Raw genomic sequence first — 18,653 nt, forward strand, 5'->3', positions numbered from 1 at the left:
TCGTATGCAAATATACCGGATGGCGAATGGTAACGTCGAGGAATGTAGAGGATGATAGATATAAGACATTAGAGTTTGGGAGGTTCTTATGAAACGGAAACAAAGAAGCAAGATCGTTCCTCTGATCCTCCCTGTTTTATACATACCCATGTTCTTCTCCTTGTCAGCTCATTTGGTATCCGGTACAGAAGCTTCGTTCCATGATTATGAGAAGCGATCTATAACGATCGAAACGGCTTCGGTTTTTCCGGAAGCTGCTCAGGAGACGGTGGAGGACATCAGGGAAGCATACGAGCAAGCTGCGTCTCTATACGATGATATACAGGCCGCAGACCATTCTTTGGCAGAATTGAAGGAAAGTGTGCAGGAGTTTGAACGGGCAGCCGATGTTTACGAGAGTTTGTATGAGAAGGCTCTCCATGCTTGGGCAGGGCAGGATGATATCGACTATGTGTCGGAAGCACTTATGGACTTAGACACCCTCCATATGGAGTACGCCAAAATGGACAGCCGTTCCTTACAAGCGCTGGTAGAGGAGAAAGGAAAGGCGGAGGAAGAAGAGAAGCGACAGAAGGAAGTAGAGAAAAAGAAAGCAGAACAGGAAAAGGCAAAAGAACAACAGGAAGTTCAGGGCCGGAAAGAAACGGAAGTGGAAAAAGAAAAGGAAAAATCACCATCACAGCCTTCGGTTGAGACAGAGCAAACGGAAGCAGAGGAGAAAGCAGAGGCGGAGCCATCCCATACAGAAAACATGGAGACAGAAGAAACAGACAGGCCTGCAGATACGGAAACGACGGAAGGTGAATTACAGGAAGAGAAGGAAAAGGAGGATGCTTCATGAAAACGGCATTACGCATGATTTATAAGACGTTATCCGTGACGGCTGTTGGTTTGATTGTTGCTTTGGCAATCGTCGTCATTGCGGTCAAGGCGAGCGGCGGCGAGCCTACACTATTCGGCTATCAAATGAAGACGGTGCTGTCAGGGTCGATGGAACCGACGTTTCAGACCGGGTCTGTGATCGCGATTGAAATGACGGAAGATCCGTCTGTTTATAAGGAAGGGGACGTCCTTACTTTCATTGATAAAAAGGAGCAGGTCGTCACACACCGGGTGATAGACGTACAGGAGGCAGGCGGGGATGTTTTGTACACGACGCAGGGAGACAATAACGACGGCGCGGATCTCGATCCAGTCCTTTCCGGGAATGTCCTTGGCTCCTATACCGGTTTCACAATTCCTTACCTCGGCTTCGTCCTTAATTATGCCGGGTCCAAAATGGGATCGGCTTTGCTGCTATTCGTCCCAGGTATCCTATTGTTCTTATACGGCGGTTTGACTTTTAGAAAAGCCGTAGTTGATTTCAAGAAACAGCATGAACAGACAGAACCTGCACAAAGGTGATCCATTTCTTATGTTTTTCTACATAAGAGTCTAATCATATAAGGAGGAGATGTCATGAGTTTTTTCAAGAAGGTTAGTGCTGGTGTGGTGACTGCATCTTTAGGTCTATCTTTGATGGGAGGAGGGACATATGCGTATTTCAGTGATACGGAAGAGACGAGTAACACATTCGGGTTAGGGACACTGGATGTTTCCGTGGATCCTGAGGTTATCGTTGATATCGATAATTTGAAGCCCGGCGATACGGTGCTTCGTGAATTTAAACTGGGTAACGAAGGAACGCTTGATATCAAGTCTATCAATCTACTGACAGACTACAGTGTGACGGATGCTGCCGGTGATAATGCCGGAGAAGATATGGGAGATCATATCCGGGTGAACTTCCTCTGGAACTGGGACAAGGAGAGCGAGCCTGTATTTCAGACGACTTTAAGCGAGCTCCAAGCGATGGATCCAGATACAGTAGCTAAAGACGTATTTGATCCTCTATGGAAGCAGCGCGGGGGACTTGATGTCGGTGCAGAAGACACACTTTGGGTGCAATTTGAATTCGTCGATAATGGAGAGGACCAGAATGTGTTCCAGGGTGACAGCATGAATCTCACATGGAAATTCCAGGCGAATCAGGAAGACGGCGTCGATCACGAATAAATGAATACCAGCCATTCTTTTAAAAAAATCGAGGAGTGATGGAATGAAGAAACGAGTCGTTACGTCGACACTGGCCTTGACACTGGCTTTAAGTGGTTTCGGTTTCGGAGCAGGGAGCGTCTCTGCAGAAGAGGCAGCGAAGGTGAAGAACAATGATACCTACGGCACACCATCGTATATCATAGAAAAGTGGGAAATGCCGAAGATGAAGGCGGCTTCCAGTGAGAAAGCAACAGTCGAAAGCATCGCTCTTTCTTATCTGAACTATAAGAATGATTTGTTTAAGCTGAAAGGGAACAGCAAGGACAACTTCCAAGTGCTTGATACTTTAAAGGATGAAGAGAACGGGACATCCCATGTAAGGTTGATCGAACAATATGACGGCGTACCTGTATATGGGGCACATCAGACGGTGGCGTTGAACGATAAGAAAGAAGTGCAGGCTTTCTTTGGTCAAGTCGTTCCCAATCTGGAAGCGAAAGAGCTGGATTCCAAACCGGAACTGACGGATAAGGAAGCAGTAGAGATTGCCAAGGCTTCCATTGAGGACGAAATCGGAAAAGTAGAAGCATATGATGCGGAGCCGTCCAGTGATTTGTATTTCTATGAATATGAAGGTGATTTCCACCTTGCTTTCTTAGTGAAAGCCTCCACTTCTGAGCCGGCACCGGGATACTTCCATTATTTCGTTGACGCTAAAACAGGTGATATTGTGAACCATTATAATGCCATCGATCATGTCAAAGCGTTCGGTGAAGAAGTAAATGGAGACAAGGCAATGTTCGAAGCCGTTTACGAAGAGGGAAGCTATTACTTGTTCGATGAAACGAGGGGCGATGGCATCCACACATTTGACGCTTTAAATATGGATCCGTTCCTCTTCAATCTATTCTCCCAGCTGTTGGGCTATCATGGAGATGAAGTGACAAGCGACCATAAGTTCTTCAGCGATCCGGCTGCGGTCAGTGCGCATAAGAATGCCGGCATTGTCTATGACTACTTCAAAGATACCTTCGACCGCGATTCCTTTGATGACGAAGGTGCGCGAATGATTTCTTCTGTCCATGTCGGAGATAAGTGGAATAATGCCGCATGGAACGGCGTGCAGATGATGTACGGCGACGGTGACGGGGAAACATACCTTCCATTTTCCGGAGCAGTCGATGTCATTGCCCATGAATTGGCGCATGCTGTCACAGACCGGTCTGCGGATCTTGTTTATCAGGATGAACCAGGGGCACTCAATGAATCGATGTCGGACATTTTCGGAGCGATGGTCGACCGGGACGACTGGTTGATGGGGGAAGAAGTAGGCGTCGACGGTGAGCCGCTTCGTTCTATGGAAGACCCGTCCTCTATTCCACATCCATTCTATCCGGATCGAGGATATCCGGATCACTACAGCGAATTGTACACAGGCGATTTGGATAACGGAGGCGTTCACATCAATTCGAGTATCAATAACAAAGCGGCGTATCTCCTTGCAGAAGGCGGTACGCATTATGATATCGAGGTTGAAGGAGTAGGGCGCGACGCCACGGAGCAGATCTACTACCGTGCCTTAACGAAATATTTAACAGCGACTTCCGATTTCAGCATGATGAGACAAGCAGCCATTCAATCGGCGATCGATCTTTACGGAGAGGGCTCCCAGGAGGTCAAGTCCGTTAACCAGGCGTACGACGCAGTCGGCATCCAATAAAAAGAAAGGAGCTTTTCCAATTGGAAAGGCTCCTTTTGGTATATAATAGGAAAAGGCGCGTCCCACATTTTTTACATATTTACAACAATATGCGTAATCATCCTGCTTTGAAACCCGGTATGACAAGGTTCGTGATAGTTACAAAAATGTCACGCTGGAGCAGGAGCGGTTCGAATATGTTTACAATGGAACGGGACATGTTACAATGACTAGCAGAATGATGCAAAGGAGACATGACATTGAATAAGAAATGGTTATTGGCATTAGTACTTGCTGCATTCGTCGGATTGCTCGCGGCATGTGGCGACAATAGTGAATCATCTGATGATAAAGATAAAGAGAAACAATCTTCGGAACAAGCGGAAGCACCGGAGCCGGATTTGAAGAATATCCCTGACGTTGTGGCAGAAGTGAACGGTGAGAAGATCGAGAAGAAAGAATTTGAAAACACGTATAAGAGTCAGTTCCAAATGGCAGCCATGCAGGCACAAATGTCAGGACAGGAGCTGGATCAGGACCAACTGAAGAAGAGTCTTGCAGAAAGCATGGTTGGTCAGGAACTGCTGATTCAAGAAGCGGATAATCGTGAACTGACAGCGTCCGAAGAAGAGATTAACAAAAGAATTGATGAAATCGTCGAACAGCAGCCTCAAGTGAAAGATAAAGAAGACTTCATGAAGCAGCTGAAAGACAACGGCGGCATGGATGAAAAAGAAGTCATGTCCCAATTGGAAACTCAGGTGAAAGTCGATAAGCTGATTGCAGAAGAAGCTGGAGATACAGAGCCTTCGGAAGAAGAAGTGAAGAAAGCTTACGACGACATGAAGAAAAGTCAAGAGGACGCAGAAACCAAGCAGGAAGTTCCTGCTTATGAAGACGTGAAACCTCAAATTCAGCAGTCTCTCAAACAGCAGAAAGAAAGCGAAGCGACTCAGAAAATTGTAGACGATCTTCGTGAAAAAGCAGAAGTCAAAGTGAATATCTAATAAAAAATGCCGGACCCTGTTGGTCCGGCATTTTTTGTGCATCTAAAGCCTTCAGCCGAACTGTGCTTCATGAAGACGGCTGTATATACCTTCTGTTGCAAGCAGCTCTTTGTGGCTTCCTTGCTCTGCAATACCATCTTTCGTTACGACCATGATACGGTCGGCATTCTTAATAGTCGCCAACCTGTGGGCGATGACGAGTGTCGTTCTGCCTTCCGTCAATTCATCCAATGACTTTTGGATGGCTACTTCCGTTTCCGTATCCAACGCTGATGTGGCTTCATCGAGAATAAGGATCGGTGGGTTTTTCAAGAACATCCTGGCGATGGCGAGACGCTGTTTTTGGCCGCCGGAAAGCTTAACGCCTCGTTCACCGATCACAGTATCGAGTCCATGAGGCTGCTGTTGAATGAAGTCGTCCAGCCTTGCTCGTAGGGATGCTTCCATAATCTCTTCATCCGTTGCATCCAGATTTCCGTAGGCGATGTTTTCGCGGATCGTCCCGGAGAACAGGAAAACATCCTGCTGCACGATTCCAATTTGACTGCGTAGTGATGTCAGCTGAATGTCACGGATGTCGGTTCCGTCTACGGTGATCCCTCCATCCGAAATTTCGTAAAACCTCGGAAGCAGGCTGCATAACGTCGTCTTACCGGCACCGGACGGCCCGACAAAAGCGACAGTTTCTCCGGAATCAATCGTTAAGTTGATTCCGTTTAATACCGGGTCCAACCCCTCATAACCGAAGGTGACATCTTCATATCGTATGGTCCCTTTTAGATCTTTAGCGGATGCGCCCGGACGGTCTGCGATATCCGGTGCGGTGTCGATCACTTCTGTGTACCGCTTAAATCCGGCAATTCCCTTTGGATAGCTTTCGATAACGGCATTGATTTTTTGAATCGGACCGATCAAAATGTTCGCCAAGAGGATGAAGGCTACAAATTCACCATACGTCAACTCTCCGGATATGACGAAGTATGTCCCGAATAATAAAGTGAACAAGGTGACAAGGCGCATCAAGACATAGTTGGCGGTAATGTTTTGCGCCATAATCTTGTAAGACTGCAGTTTCGTCGTCCGATACTGCTCGTTGTTCTGTTTGAATTTGCTCTGCTCGTGACTTTCATTAGCAAAGGCCTGGACGACTCTGATGCCCCCGATGCTGTCTTCGACACGAGAATTGATTTCCGCCACGTTATGGAACATACGCCGGAAGGTAACCGTCATTTTTTTATTAAAATAGATGGCAAGGATGATCAACAGCGGGATGACAATGAATGACAGAATGGCCAATTTCCAATTAATCGTAAGCATGAGAATGAAGGAACCCAGCAGGGTCATGAAGGCGACGAAGATATCCTCAGGACCATGGTGGGCAACTTCTCCTATTTCCTCGAGATCCTTCGTCAGCCGGGAAATGCTGTGTCCCGTCTTGTTGTTATCGTAATAGCCGAAGGATAATTTCTGCATATGGGAAAACAATTTCTGACGCATATCTGTTTCAATATTTATCCCAAGATTATGTCCCCAGTACGTGACAATGTAATGAAGGCCGGTATTAATCAAATAAATCAGTAATAATCCAAGACAGGCTAAAAGGATGATCGTCCAGTTCTCCTGAGGAAGGAGGCGGTCGATGACCTGATTAACAGCCAGCGGAAAAGCAAGTTCGAGAATACCGACAAGAACAGCACAGCTGAAGTCGAGGATGAACAGCCATTTATATGGCTTATAGTAGGAAAAAAATCGTGAAAGCACAGCAAAAACTCCTCTGTTGTAATTGAGATTTATTATCAATTATATCCAACAGTCGTATGCTAATCAATGGAACTTTTGCTGTTACCCAACAAAACAAGCAGCTGCGTCTCTCAAAAGACAGCAGGAAATGTCAAAAAAAACAGTTTTTTAAGCGATAAAATAGAAGTAGAAAGGGGGAGGAGCAGTGCCGGAGCCTTCAATCATTCAGAAGAGTATCGCCTTTATGGAAGAAAGGCTGAAAGAAGGTGTATCCATGGAAGAGGTAGCTGCGTATGCGGGATATTCACCTTATCACTTTCACAGAAAGTTCCTAAAAGAGGTGGGTGTCAGTATATCCGAGTATATGAGGAAACGAAGACTTACTGAGGCCTCGCGCTGTCTGCTTCATACGAATGCTCCGATTATCGATATCGCTTTTTCCTGTCATTTCGAGAGTCAGGAAGCATTCACCAGAGCGTTTAAGCAGCTTTATGGATTGCCTCCCGGACGCTTTCGTAAATTATTCGCCACATATTTCGAACAAAAAGGAGAAGATGCAGTGGAAATGATTTCGCCGATTAATGGTTGGTTTTTAAGTGGGGGTCAACCTGCTAATTATGAAGTAGGGCGGGACGACAAAGAGATCCATGAAGGTAATCGTTCGGCCTATCTTACATCTATTTACGGAACCTCTTATCCATCGGAGGGGGATTTCGCTACATTAATGCAGCAGTTCAAGGCAGTAAACTACTTGGATAAACGTGTTCGACTAAGTGGTTTTATAAAAACGGAGCATGTTGAATCTTACGCTGGAATGTGGATGAGGGTGGACAATGCTCAAGGGGAAGTGCTGCAGTTCGATAACATGTCCGACCGCAAAATTACTGGAACGCAGAACTGGAACCATTATTCAATCGTTCTCGATGTCCCCGACACCGCTTCCGTCATATCTATAGGAACCATCCTCTCTGGTGTTGGCAAGGTATGGATGGATGCCTTTCAATTCGATATCGTGGAAGAGCATGTCCCGACGACGAATATGAACTTACACATAGAGATGCAGGAAGAGCCGATGAATCTTTCCTTTGACGAGTGATCGAATCCCGTCTTTGAAAAAAGACGGGGTTTTTTACTAGTTGAAGAAGGGATAGGTAAGCGGTGAGACGGGCACCGGGGAAGCGTCTCATTTCCCATTAGAATACGTAAAGAAAGATCGATCTTGCTCCTCAAAGAAATGATTTTCTCGTTCTTTTCTTTTTCATATATGGAGTGCTTTTATTTCCCTTTATTTAAGCGTATAAGTTTTCAACGGTCTTCTTCCTGCGACTTTGAAAACAGACTGTTTTTATATCGATCGGAAGCATATGCGTTCCTTCCATTGGCCTGTCATAGTAAACTGGAGAAAAAGGTGAGGTGATAGAATGACGGCGGAAGTTATACATACGACAGTATTTCATGACGGCGAACGGGGAGGGAACCCTTGCCCGGTGGTTTTGGATGCCCATCATCTAACAGAGGAGGAGATGATGGATTTTTCCGCTCACTTCGGTCAGGAGACAGCATTTGTCCTTCCTGCTGAGCATGGAGACCATGATTGGCGGTTCCGGTTTTTCATGCCCTCTAAGGAAGTTGGGATGTGTATCCATGGAACGATCGGTGCCTTGACGGTCCTTTTGAATCGTGAGGATACGGTTGCTCCATCCGTGAAGATTGAGACGGGGGTCGGGGTCGTTGATGTGGAGTGGACGAAAAAGGAAGACGGCTATACGGTGCGAGTGGAGCAGTACAAGCCGGTAATTGCTGATACGAATCCCTCCTATGAAGAAGTGTGTAGGGCGCTGCAAATCAACAAGAGTGATCTGGCAGCTGATCTCCCTTTGCAATTGGTGTCTACATCCAGGCAGAAACTCTTAGTTCCCTTGAAGAGAGAAGGTATATTAGAAAGTCTCCAGCCGGATTTCAAATACATGTGGGAGCTGTGCGACCGTTATCAAACGTCTGGATTCTATCCATTCACCTTCAGGGCGGACGGGGAAGTCCAGGCCAGACAGTTCCCAAACAGAGCCGGGTATTTGGAAGACCCTGCAACCGGTGTCGCTGCCTGCGCCCTGGGAGCGTATTTATCTATGCAGGATGGAAGAGATACGGAAGCTCCTGAGTGGAAAACCTATCTTATCCATCAAGGGAGAGAGATGGGAAGGCCGAGTGTCATGCAGGCGGAAGTCTACCGATCCAGTAAAGGAGTTCTGCGGACTTTTGTCCGTGGTAAGGCGAAGCTGGAGACGGAATGGAAGGCATTGTGAAGAACGGGAATGATACCTTCGTCCAATATCGTATCGCTTATAGCGCTAAGCGATACACGTGATATAATAATAGAAAGTGTAACTAGAGTGTTCAGGGAGAGCATAGCGCTTGCCGATATGACCATCCTGACCATTTGTACAAGGACGAAGGGGGCCCGAAATGCGACATGACATAAAGCCGAACGAACGAGCTTACTCCACGAAAGAAGTGGCAGAAGAAGTCGGAATCGCGACGACGACTGTACGGAAATACGGACAAATATTGGAACGGAATGGATATGAGTTTTTCAAAGATGGGGACAGACGAATTTTCGTACGGTCTGATATCGAGGCACTCATGGACATCCGTGATACGGATCTGCCGAAGGATGAGAAAGCGAAAGAGCTTGTCAAAAAGCTGGAGGAACGCCTGTCCGGTTATGATGAAACACAAATTGCAGTGGCGGATACGGACAGCCGTTCCCTGCAGGATCCTGCCCAGTTGAAAGAACTGCTGACGCTTGTGGCGAAAGAGCTTGCTGCGACCCGTGAAGTGAATATGCAGTTGAAGGAAGATATGGAACAGTTGAAAACAACGGTCTCCCGTCTTCAGCAGGATCATCATGTCATCAGCTCCGGTGTTGGGAATTTCTCGCAGAAAACCCATGCCAAGTTAGAGAAGTTGACGAATGAACAAAAACGCCAATATGAAACATTATTGGAACAGGAAAAGGAAAAGAGTGAACATTTACAACGGGAGCTGCGCGAGATGCGGACGGAACAAAAACGGGAATGGCAGTCTCAAAATGACTTCAACCGAAGATTGGAAGTATCCGTCGGCAAGCCGCAGGGGACGCTTGGTAAATTGTTGTCTTTATTCCGTAAATGATGATAAACTGTGGACGGAATAGCAAATAGGCTTTCTAGGGTTCCGTAACAGTATTCTGTTAGACTGGTCCGAGAGAAAGCTCACAGCTTTCAAAGAAGCTGTGCCACGGAAGGATAAAAGCCTGGGAGATGACTGCTGTGCAGTGTCTCCCGGGCTTTTATAGTTTGAATGATTAATTGGAGGTTTTTGGAACAATGAATAAGTATTGGATTCAAGTGATTATTGGTGCCGTGTTTGAGGTGCTGTGGGTGGCAGGGCTCAAACACGCAGAAGGGTTATGGGAATGGAGTGGTACGATTGCCGCCATCGTAATCAGTTTTTATTTAATGATATCTGCCGGAAGCAAGCTCCCCGTCGGCACCGTATATGCAGTGTTCGTCGGTTTAGGAACAGTTGGTACCGTCGCAACAGGAGTCATCTTTTTCGGTGAGAGTTTCGATGCTGCCAAGCTTATTCTGATTCTTATCTTATTGGTTGGGGTGGTCGGCTTGAAAGCAGTGACACCAGAGGAGGAGGAAGCCTGATGGCATGGATCTTTTTGCTGGCGGCAGGTTTGTTTGAAATGACCGGGGTCTGGATGATTAATAAACTGCATAAAGACCGTAATTGGCAATCCATCATATTCCTTTTATTGGGCTTTGGCGGGAGCTTCTTCTTTCTTTCCCTGGCAATGGAAAGTCTGCCGATGGGAACCGCTTATGCCGTCTGGACCGGGATCGGTGCGGCCGGAGGAGCGGTGCTCGGCATGCTTCTTTATGGGGAGTCCAAGGATTGGCGGAGGGTCGTGTTCATTACTATGATCCTTGCTTCCGCCATCGGGCTGAAGCTGGTGTCTTAAACAGAAGAACTAGTTAATATTAATACCATGTTAGGATTGTACTAATTTCCTTATAAGTGGAAGGATTTCACACTCCGAAGTGGAAAAGGTCTAGAGAACGTATCTCACTTCAAGGAGTGTGTCATGGAATGAAGAAACAAATATGGTTGATTGTCAGCTTTCTCTTCTTGATCGTCAGTCCGCCTGCTTTTGCAGCGACCTCTCTTACTATAAGCGAAGGAATGGAAATGACGGCCGGATCGGATGTGAAGGTGGAAGGCTATATTGTTGGCGTACCGGTTGGGGTGGATAAGGTAGAGCAGAACAGCTTCACCAGTAACTACGCTTTGGCCTTAGCGGATGAAAAAGAGGAGAATGCGACAGAACGTATGCTGTTTGTGAAGCTCGATTCGGAATATCGGGGCAGCTACGGTTTAGAGAACAATCCGGATTTAATGGGGGAGAAGGTCATTGTTGAGGGGAGCAGAGATGATTACTTTGCTCATCCGGGGGTCAAATCCGTCTCGTCCATTGCGCTTGCCGGTGAAGAAGGAGATGGGGAAACAGGAGAACAGGATTCGCAGCCTGGGTCCTATTATGATCGTGCGGATTCATTGACTGGAGATGCGTTGAAAGCGGAACTCCATGATATTATTGACGACCATACAGAAATATCCTATTCCCAAGTCTGGGATGCGCTGAGAAATACCGACGAGGACCCGGAGAACCCTGCAAACGTTCTGCTTCTCTATACAGGAGACTCTATTTCCAAGAATCGAAATGGCGGCGGGGTGGATGATTGGAACAGGGAGCATGTCTGGGCTAAATCCCACGGTGGATTCGGTACAGCCATGGGAGCGGGGACGGACCTGCATCACCTTCGGCCAACGGATGTCTCTGTCAACTCCAGCCGTAGTAATTTAGACTTTGATAATGGCGGATCTCCTTATTCTGACGCTCCGGACACTTATTATGACGGGGACTCATGGGAGCCTCGTGACGAAGTAAAAGGAGATGTAGCAAGAATGATTTTCTATATGGCCGTCCGTTATGAAGGAGATCAGGGGGAGCTGGATTTAGAAGTCGCTGATTTCACGGGTACGAGCGGCCCTTATCTCGGAAAGCTTTCCACACTGAAGGAGTGGCATGAGAGCGATCCGGTCGATGACTTCGAACGGAACAGGAATGAAGTCATTTATGAAGACTATCAGCATAACCGTAATCCTTTCATCGACCATCCGGAATATGTAGAAGAAATATGGTGAAACAAAACCTCTGCTCTGCAGAGGTTTTGTTATGCAGAGGGATAGACTTCCTGCTTATTTAAAGATAGAATCATAGATTAACGGCTTGAAAAAACTTCAAGTGCAGACAGAAGAGGAAGGTGTTTGATATGCTTCATAATCCAACAGGAAAAGAACGTATTGGTCTTGCGTTTCTACTTGGAATGCTCGGTGTGCTTGGTCCATTAAATATAGATATGTACCTGCCGAGTTTCCCGGGAATCGCCTCTGATTTAGACACGAGTGCGTCTCTTGTGCAACTCAGTTTAACGGCTTGTTTAATAGGACTTGCGGTAGGACAAATAGTAGTAGGACCGATCAGTGACTCTCAAGGAAGAAAAAAACCACTGATCATTTTTCTTTCGTTATTTGCTTTAGCTTCTCTGCTTTGTGCACTTGCGCCTAACATAACTGTTCTTGTAGCGGCACGCTTTCTCCAGGGTTTCACCGCCTCTGCGGGGGTTGTTCTATCCCGTGCCGTAGTTCGTGACGTCTTTACCGGACGGCAGTTAACGAAGTTCTTCGCTTTATTGATGGTCATCAATGCAACCGCTCCTATGATTGCCCCGATGACGGGCGGAGCGATTCTTTTACTCCCTTTTGCAACATGGGAAACCATTTTCTTTTTCCTCAGCTTTGTCGGTGTTTTAATCGTTTTGACGGTAACGAAAAAGCTCCCGGAAACACTTCCCGAAGAAAGAAGAATTCCGAGCTCTTTAAAGGAATCCATTCTGACAATCGGACGACTGTTGAAAGATCGTTCCTTCATCGGTTACGCCTTGACTATCGGATTCGTCCATGGGGGGAGTTTCGCCTATGTTTCGGGAACCCCTTTTGTATATCAGGGAATTTACGGCGTATCCCCACAGGTTTTCAGCGTTCTTTTCGGTATTAACGGCCTTGCCATCATCACGGGAAGTTTTCTGATCGGCCGCCTTGGAGGGATTATCCATGAAAGAAGTCTGCTTCGGACAGCAGTGATCATTGCCGTCACCGCGACCGCGTTTCTTCTGGTGATGACTGTAATGGAAGGCCCGCTCTATTCCATCGTAATTCCTATCTTTATTTATATGACTGCAATGGGAATGGTGCTGACAAGTACGTTCACTTTGGCGATGGAACATCAGGGACACCGGGCCGGTAGTGCCAGTGCCGTATTGGGGATGCTTCCTCTATTGTTCGGAGCCATTGTATCCCCCCTCGTCGGATTGAATGAAACAACGGCCGTGCCGATGGGGACGATTCTATTTACGACATCTTCTATAGGTGCTGCCCTATTCTTTACATTGACGAAGAAGGACGGGCAGCCGGAAACAGCTTAATAAATCCGGATAACATTTCCTGCTGTGTATTATAATGATAAAACAGGAGGTGCAGGATGAATACTGGTTTTATCGTCTATAGCATCATCATGGTATGGGTATTGGTTATTTACGGCGGATTAACGTATCTGGTGGTTAAAAAGAGAGAGTACGGATTAATTTCCGGGTTCGGAAACCGGTCGGAAGAGGAGCAGCAGTATCTGTTGGAGAACGGCTATGTAGACGCAACAGGCCGTCTGCTGAAATGGACGTTCTCAATGCTTCTGCTCACTTTTCTTGCCGGCCTGCTTCCGGTTGATCTGGCATTTGAGGTCGGGCTTGGTTTGTTTTTCATCGTTTTATTGACCGGTATTGTTTGGATACAGCGATACGAGGTTCCTCGTAAAAGGAAGCGGAATGTATGGATGACAAGTATCTTTTCCGTCGCCATCTTCGGGGGAGTAGTTGCACTGACCATTAGTGGATTGATCGACAATACCGTAACGGTTGAAGATTCAAAGGTGAAGATTTCGGGAATGTATGGCGGTGAATGGTCACTTGCTGACATAGAGAAGGTGGAGATCTTGGATGACGTGCCGGATGTGATTGTGAAGTCCAATGGTTTCGCATCGGGAGGTCATTTGAAAGGGCGCTTCCGTCTCGAGGACCCATATGAAGGAGCACTGCTATTCATTCAAGCGGATATGAAGCCCTCCGTGTACATAAAGACGAAAGAGGACGATTTGTTCATTAATAAAGAAGATGAGGAAGAAACCAGACGCCTGTATGAAACGCTGAAAGAGTCGGTTCGTTGATGACGACGATGCATGTGCATCGCGAATACGTACGGTTGTTATCCTGACTACGGAACGTGTTATAATAAACCGGCATGTACAATTTCAAGGAGGAGTTTTCTTGTGATCATCGCGATCATTGTTCTACTGTTCGTTTCTTTATTTTTCTCGGGAAGCGAAACAGCATTGACTGCTGCAAACAAAATGAAGCTGCAGGCTCGAGTGAATAAAAATGATAAAAAAGCGGAAAAGTTGTTGAATCTTGTTTCCCGTCCAAGTGAATTCATTACGACAATCTTGATTGGTAATAATATAGCTAACATTCTGCTTCCAACATTGGTTACGGCACTAGCTATTGAGTATGGATTCAGTGTAGGTGTGGCTTCCGCCATATTGACTGTCACCATCATCGTCTTCTCAGAAGTCATTCCGAAATCGATTGCCGCTGCCTTCCCGGATCGAATATCCATGTTGGTTTCTCCGGTCATCCGGTTTTTCGTTATCCTTTTTAAACCAGTGACTGTGGTGTTGAACTGGTTGACAGGATCCATTACGAAGGCTTTGTCCAAAGGAGAAACGAACGATGTCTCCGTTTCAAAAGAGGAGCTTCGGACGATGGTTGACATTGCAGATTCGGAAGGGACCTTCAACGAAGCGGAATCCCATCGGATCAAAGGTGTGCTTGATTTCTATAATTTGAATGTAAAGGATGTCCTGAAAACACCCCGGGTGGATATGATTGCCATTTCGGAAGAGGCAATGTTTGAGGAAGTTCGGGATATGGTTACTCAACACCCGTTTACAAGGTACCCGGTTTATCGGGAAGACATAGATGACATTGTTGCTGTTCTTCATTCAAAGTATTTGATTTCCTGGGCAATGGAACCCGAACGCCCGCTCAAGGATTTCACGTATAAGGATCCTCTTGTCGTTTATGAATTCCATAGTATAGAATGGGTTTTCCGGAAGATGACAAAAGAGAAGAAGCATATGGCGATCGTTCTGGATGAGTATGGAGGAACCGAAGGGGTTCTTACACATGAGGATGTCATTGAAGCAATGATCGGTCTGGAAATTGAGGATGAAATGGACGTAGAAAGTGACTCCATCATTGAGAAGATATCAGAGACCGAACTGATCTGTGACGGAAAGATTACTCTCCGGCGCTTGAACTCGATTTTCGATACAGAAGTTCCGGAAGAAGAAGACGTCCTTGCAGGCTATCTTCTGAAGGAGTTCAATGACTTCCCTCAAGAAGGGGATGTGTTGGAAAGGAATAACCTGACGTTTAAAGTGCTTGAGATCGAAGGAAGAATGCTGAGAAGGATCCAAATTATAAAATAGATAAGAATAACCCGGCCTTTGCGCCGGGTTTTTTGTATGGGAATATTAAAAGGGTCAGAGGACTATAGACCCTTTAATTTTCCATATCATGGCCGATATAAGAGGTGGTACGCTATACATATATCGGAAGGTGATGGGGTTATGATGCTGGCAAATAAAACAGTCATTAAAGGTGGATCCTTGGTAATCGGACGGGAAAAAGCAGTGGAAATCGGCAGGAAGGGTACGGATGTAGTAGTGGCGGATGATGGCTTCTCTGTATTCAATTCCGATTTAAGGAAGGGGGAAGAAGGGAGATGAGCGCAATCGATCAGATGAAACAGGAGACGTTGAAAAAGAAAAACCTGCTTCTTTTTACTGCTTTCACGTTGTCCTTAGCAGCAGCATTCATGAAATCACTGATGGAAGGGGAACAGGAAGCATTCATTCTGTTCGGAATTGAAATCGCTCTATTTACTATTTCCTTCTTCGGAACGATTTGGGGGAGGAAGCCGGAACTGTTCCCTTATGTAAGTGTCGTCCTGGTCAATACCTTTACAGTCTCTGGTGTTTTCTACGTCGGTGGCGGATGGACATCCGTACTTATCACGTACTTCCTTTCCGTATTTGCAGTCGTCCACTTTAAACGAACGGTATTTGCCATTGGTTACTTTATGGGTGGGCTCTCACTTATCCTCAACCAGCTTTACAGCACGGTGGATCAGGTTTCCCTTCAGGAAAATGCAGCGACTATCTACCTCGCTTATTTGCTGATCGGTGTCCTTTTCATTGTCCTTATCCATTTGAGTAAAGGCCAGGAGCGGGCAATCGAGAGCCTCGTCATGGAGGCTGATTATCGGACAGATGAACAGAAGAACCTGAAAGTGCAAATCCTGGATCATGCTACCGTGATCAAAGATGATATTACCAGCATGAACGGGCGCGTACAGGGGAACTTACAGGCCCAGGAAGAGATGCAGACAGCTATCCAGGAAGTAGCGTCCGGCAGTCAGCAGCAGGCAGGCCAAATTTCTGACATTGCGGAACGTACGACAAGATCACAGCAGGAAATGATGGAGTTAGGGAAGCGGATGGAGGCACTCCGTGAAGAAACGAATGAAGCGAACAGAATGACGGAGAGCAGCGAGGTCAAGGTGGAGACCTTTACGATGGAAATTCAGCAAATCAAAGCATTCATGAGCGATTTAAATGAAACGTTCCACCATTTAAGCAATAAAGTAAAAGAAACAGGCACGTTCTCTGATGATATCAAGAAGATATCGGAGCAGACGAATCTGCTCGCCTTGAATGCATCTATTGAAGCTGCTCGTGCGGGCGAAGCAGGAAAAGGATTTTCTGTTGTAGCTGATGAGATTAGAAAGCTTTCAGAGATGACAAATGATACGGCAGAGAAAATAACGACCAATTTGATGGAAGCTCTCCGGAATAATGAATCCACATTGGAGAAGATGGATGGAAGTTCTGCGAAGATCACCTCCATTCAAGATTCTTTCGGTGAGATCCATACCTATTTCACAGACTTGAAGGAAGTACTCGTCCATATTGTTGATATTTTCAAAGAGACGGATGATGTCATGATGAGAGTAATTACGGACAATCTTCAAGTGGAACAGTGGAGTGGGGAATTAGCTGCAATCATTGAGGAATCGAGTGCAGGTATGCAGGAAATGAGTGCCACGGTGGAAGCGCTCACTTCTGACAGCGAAAACATAGCTGCTATTATGAACCATACAACTGAAAAAGCCGATCAATTATTGGCCGTGGATCAACATAAGTAAAAAAAGGAAACCTCCCGATATATCCGTATCGGGAGGTTTTTTAAGTGTAATTAAAAGGCTCCGGAACCGCCGCCCCCGCCACCGGTCCCACCCCCGCTGCTTGAGCTTCCAGATGAAGCGGAAACCGTGGTATGACGCTGTGCGTCCGAAAAGTTCGTTTCAAAGTAAGAACCAATCACCACATACGTTGCAATTTCGCTGGACTGGGTGGAAGAGGGGAACGGTTGGGAAAGGGGATCACGTTTACCTGCTCCGATTTGGAACAAAAGTGCTTTTAAGCGGTCTTCTTCTTCCCATGTTTCCCAATCGTCATCTTTTTTCAACGGCTGGAGCTGGTCGTAGAGACTACGTCCTTCCACATTCAACGGCTTGTATGCAAAGCTGAACAGCAGGAAGTAGATGAGCAGCAGGATGACGAAAATCATCCAAAGGAATGTACCGTTCAAAGGAAGAAGAATGGTGAAAGGAAAAAGGCCGAGTGCTGTTAATCCTGCTGTCCATCGTGGAACAGCGGATGAAGCGTATAAGCTCTGCTCCTTCACTTCCTTTCTGACAAGCTTCTGCCAGGAATGATGTCGTTTACGATAGGTTTCACTATTTTCTTTGTTCTTTGCGTACCTTTCTATATCGTCAATATATAGGGTATCGCTTTGGGCTATATCATCATATAACCATTCGATCAATTGCTGCTCGTGCTCGTGGTCCGGATGACGGTCAAGGCGTTTATACACCTTCTTGGACTGTTCTTCAATCAGTCCTTTACGGACAAGATCAAGCATCGCAGCGGTCAGTGCTTTGTGATTCATATAGCCGCCCTTCATAAAGCTGATCATTCCCGGTATACTCATGGAGTGATCTGGAAATAAGGAGCCCCCCTTAATACGTTCGGCTTCCCAACCTGTCATTTTCCTTCTTCTTAGGCCGTAACCATACAGGAGGACCGCCAAGGCAGTTGCTGAAACCGTGAGAATTGCGCCGATTTCCCCCCACTGTTCTTTTCTCTGCTTTTTCTCCGCTGCCTCGTCGTCCAGGGACTTCTTCTCAGCAAGGATGGTTCCGAGCATTTCTTTCGTGTTGCCGGCTGCATAGAAGAGGGAAGCATCATAGGCGACGCGGATGTCCCCTTTCTCGTTAGCCGGTACTTCTCCCATTTCGTATCGGACGGATCCATCGTCCAACAATTGTTCTGTTTCATAGGCAGCATCGTATCCGAAAGCCACTTTCGCTTCCGTCTGCGCTGGAGGGACGACAGTGATCGTCAAGTCCTCATAGGTAGACTCGTTTCTATCATCAAAGAAAGGCCAATAAAACTGGGACACATCAGCATAATGCTCCATGCCGTTCTCAATCGTGTAAAAAAGGTCGACCGTTATGGTTTCGTCTGAACCGCCGCGATAGACTTTATACAGATCCCCTTCTCTTTCCACCTCCAAAGCTTTTCCGTTCTCTTCGGCACGGACATCGGTGATTTCCGAGCCCTGTTGTTTCGGAATAAGTGTTCTTGTTATACCATTGAATTCTCCATCAAACGCGTACGTGTGTGATTCTTCCACCATTACTTCACCATCCGCCTGCAAAGATGCCGTGATATTCGTTTCTTCAATCGAATAATCCGCGGCATAAACAGGGAGGGGAAGGAGAAGGATGAGGAGAATAATCGATCCAGTGACCCACTTTTTCAT

18 protein-coding genes and 1 riboswitch are annotated in these 18,653 nt (G+C 46.4%); of the genes, 16 read left to right on the top strand and 2 right to left on the bottom strand.

Annotation, left to right across the window (positions count from 1 at the left end; genetic code table 11):
• The first annotated feature begins 88 nt into the window (after window positions 1-88).
• The 5 genes from QRD89_RS03640 (at window position 89) to QRD89_RS03660 (ending at window position 4,743) form a co-directional block, all read left to right on the top strand.
• Window positions 89-841 (top strand): hypothetical protein, encoded by a 753-nt coding sequence (locus QRD89_RS03640; RefSeq protein WP_286096351.1) that lies wholly within the window; start codon window positions 89-91, stop codon window positions 839-841.
• Window positions 838-1,404, top strand: a complete 567-nt coding sequence (gene sipW / locus QRD89_RS03645) for a signal peptidase I SipW (protein ID WP_008633823.1) — start codon at window positions 838-840, stop codon at window positions 1,402-1,404. The genes QRD89_RS03640 and sipW overlap by 4 nt, the downstream gene beginning before the upstream one ends.
• A 54-nt stretch (window positions 1,405-1,458) precedes the next feature.
• Window positions 1,459-2,055: a CalY family protein gene (locus QRD89_RS03650; RefSeq protein WP_008633821.1), complete on the top strand. Its 597-nt coding sequence runs from the start codon at window positions 1,459-1,461 to the stop codon at window positions 2,053-2,055.
• A gap of 43 nt (window positions 2,056-2,098) precedes the next feature.
• Window positions 2,099-3,757, top strand: coding sequence for a M4 family metallopeptidase (locus QRD89_RS03655; protein ID WP_286096352.1), 1,659 nt, complete (start codon window positions 2,099-2,101; stop codon window positions 3,755-3,757).
• Between the two features lie 233 nt (window positions 3,758-3,990).
• On the top strand, window positions 3,991-4,743 hold the full coding sequence (locus QRD89_RS03660) for a SurA N-terminal domain-containing protein (RefSeq protein ID WP_008633817.1): 753 nt from the start codon (window positions 3,991-3,993) through the stop codon (window positions 4,741-4,743).
• 51 nt (window positions 4,744-4,794) lie between these two features.
• Here the strand turns inward: QRD89_RS03660 and QRD89_RS03665 are convergent, their stop codons facing one another.
• Entirely contained in the window at window positions 4,795-6,504 is a 1,710-nt protein-coding gene (locus QRD89_RS03665; protein WP_286096353.1) for an ABC transporter ATP-binding protein, read from the bottom strand.
• 184 nt (window positions 6,505-6,688) lie between these two features.
• On the opposite strand from QRD89_RS03665, the gene QRD89_RS03670 reads away from it, so the two are divergent.
• The 11 genes from QRD89_RS03670 (at window position 6,689) to QRD89_RS03720 (ending at window position 16,971) form a co-directional block, all read left to right on the top strand.
• The gene (locus QRD89_RS03670; RefSeq protein WP_286096354.1) at window positions 6,689-7,579 is read left to right on the top strand and encodes a helix-turn-helix transcriptional regulator; all 891 of its coding nucleotides are present in this window, start codon (window positions 6,689-6,691) and stop codon (window positions 7,577-7,579) included.
• A gap of 325 nt (window positions 7,580-7,904) precedes the next feature.
• Window positions 7,905-8,786 carry a PhzF family phenazine biosynthesis protein gene (locus QRD89_RS03675; protein ID WP_286096355.1) on the top strand — a complete coding sequence of 294 codons (882 nt, stop codon included), beginning with the start codon at window positions 7,905-7,907 and terminating at the stop codon, window positions 8,784-8,786.
• Between the two features lie 160 nt (window positions 8,787-8,946).
• Complete coding sequence (locus QRD89_RS03680) at window positions 8,947-9,654, top strand: MerR family transcriptional regulator (protein ID WP_026578661.1); 708 nt, start codon at window positions 8,947-8,949, stop codon at window positions 9,652-9,654.
• Window positions 9,655-9,677: 23 nt separating this feature from the next.
• Window positions 9,678-9,784: riboswitch (guanidine-I (ykkC/yxkD leader) on the top strand.
• A gap of 64 nt (window positions 9,785-9,848) precedes the next feature.
• Window positions 9,849-10,178 (top strand): DMT family transporter, encoded by a 330-nt coding sequence (locus QRD89_RS03685; RefSeq protein ID WP_008638140.1) that lies wholly within the window; start codon window positions 9,849-9,851, stop codon window positions 10,176-10,178.
• Window positions 10,178-10,492, top strand: coding sequence for a DMT family transporter (locus QRD89_RS03690; RefSeq protein WP_286096356.1), 315 nt, complete (start codon window positions 10,178-10,180; stop codon window positions 10,490-10,492). Before QRD89_RS03685 ends, QRD89_RS03690 begins: the two co-directional genes overlap by 1 nt.
• 128 nt (window positions 10,493-10,620) lie before the next feature.
• Window positions 10,621-11,736 carry an endonuclease gene (locus tag QRD89_RS03695; protein ID WP_062515419.1) on the top strand — a complete coding sequence of 372 codons (1,116 nt, stop codon included), beginning with the start codon at window positions 10,621-10,623 and terminating at the stop codon, window positions 11,734-11,736.
• 128 nt (window positions 11,737-11,864) lie between these two features.
• Window positions 11,865-13,076 (top strand): Bcr/CflA family efflux MFS transporter, encoded by a 1,212-nt coding sequence (locus QRD89_RS03700; protein ID WP_286096357.1) that lies wholly within the window; start codon window positions 11,865-11,867, stop codon window positions 13,074-13,076.
• A gap of 56 nt (window positions 13,077-13,132) precedes the next feature.
• Window positions 13,133-13,870 (top strand): DUF3784 family protein, encoded by a 738-nt coding sequence (locus QRD89_RS03705; protein WP_286096358.1) that lies wholly within the window; start codon window positions 13,133-13,135, stop codon window positions 13,868-13,870.
• Between the two features lie 102 nt (window positions 13,871-13,972).
• Window positions 13,973-15,193: a hemolysin family protein gene (locus tag QRD89_RS03710; protein ID WP_008638135.1), complete on the top strand. Its 1,221-nt coding sequence runs from the start codon at window positions 13,973-13,975 to the stop codon at window positions 15,191-15,193.
• Window positions 15,194-15,334: 141 nt separating this feature from the next.
• On the top strand, window positions 15,335-15,493 hold the full coding sequence (locus QRD89_RS03715; protein WP_162129275.1) for a hypothetical protein: 159 nt from the start codon (window positions 15,335-15,337) through the stop codon (window positions 15,491-15,493).
• Entirely contained in the window at window positions 15,490-16,971 is a 1,482-nt protein-coding gene (locus QRD89_RS03720) for a methyl-accepting chemotaxis protein (RefSeq protein ID WP_286096359.1), read from the top strand. The genes QRD89_RS03715 and QRD89_RS03720 overlap by 4 nt, the downstream gene beginning before the upstream one ends.
• Before the next feature lie 50 nt (window positions 16,972-17,021).
• Here the strand turns inward: QRD89_RS03720 and QRD89_RS03725 are convergent, their stop codons facing one another.
• Window positions 17,022-18,653, bottom strand: coding sequence for a DUF2207 domain-containing protein (locus QRD89_RS03725; RefSeq protein ID WP_286096360.1), 1,632 nt, complete (start codon window positions 18,651-18,653; stop codon window positions 17,022-17,024).

The sequence above is a fragment of the Halobacillus sp. ACCC02827 genome (assembly GCF_030291935.1).
In the GTDB taxonomy this organism is placed as follows: Bacteria; Bacillota; Bacilli; order Bacillales; family Halobacillaceae; genus Halobacillus.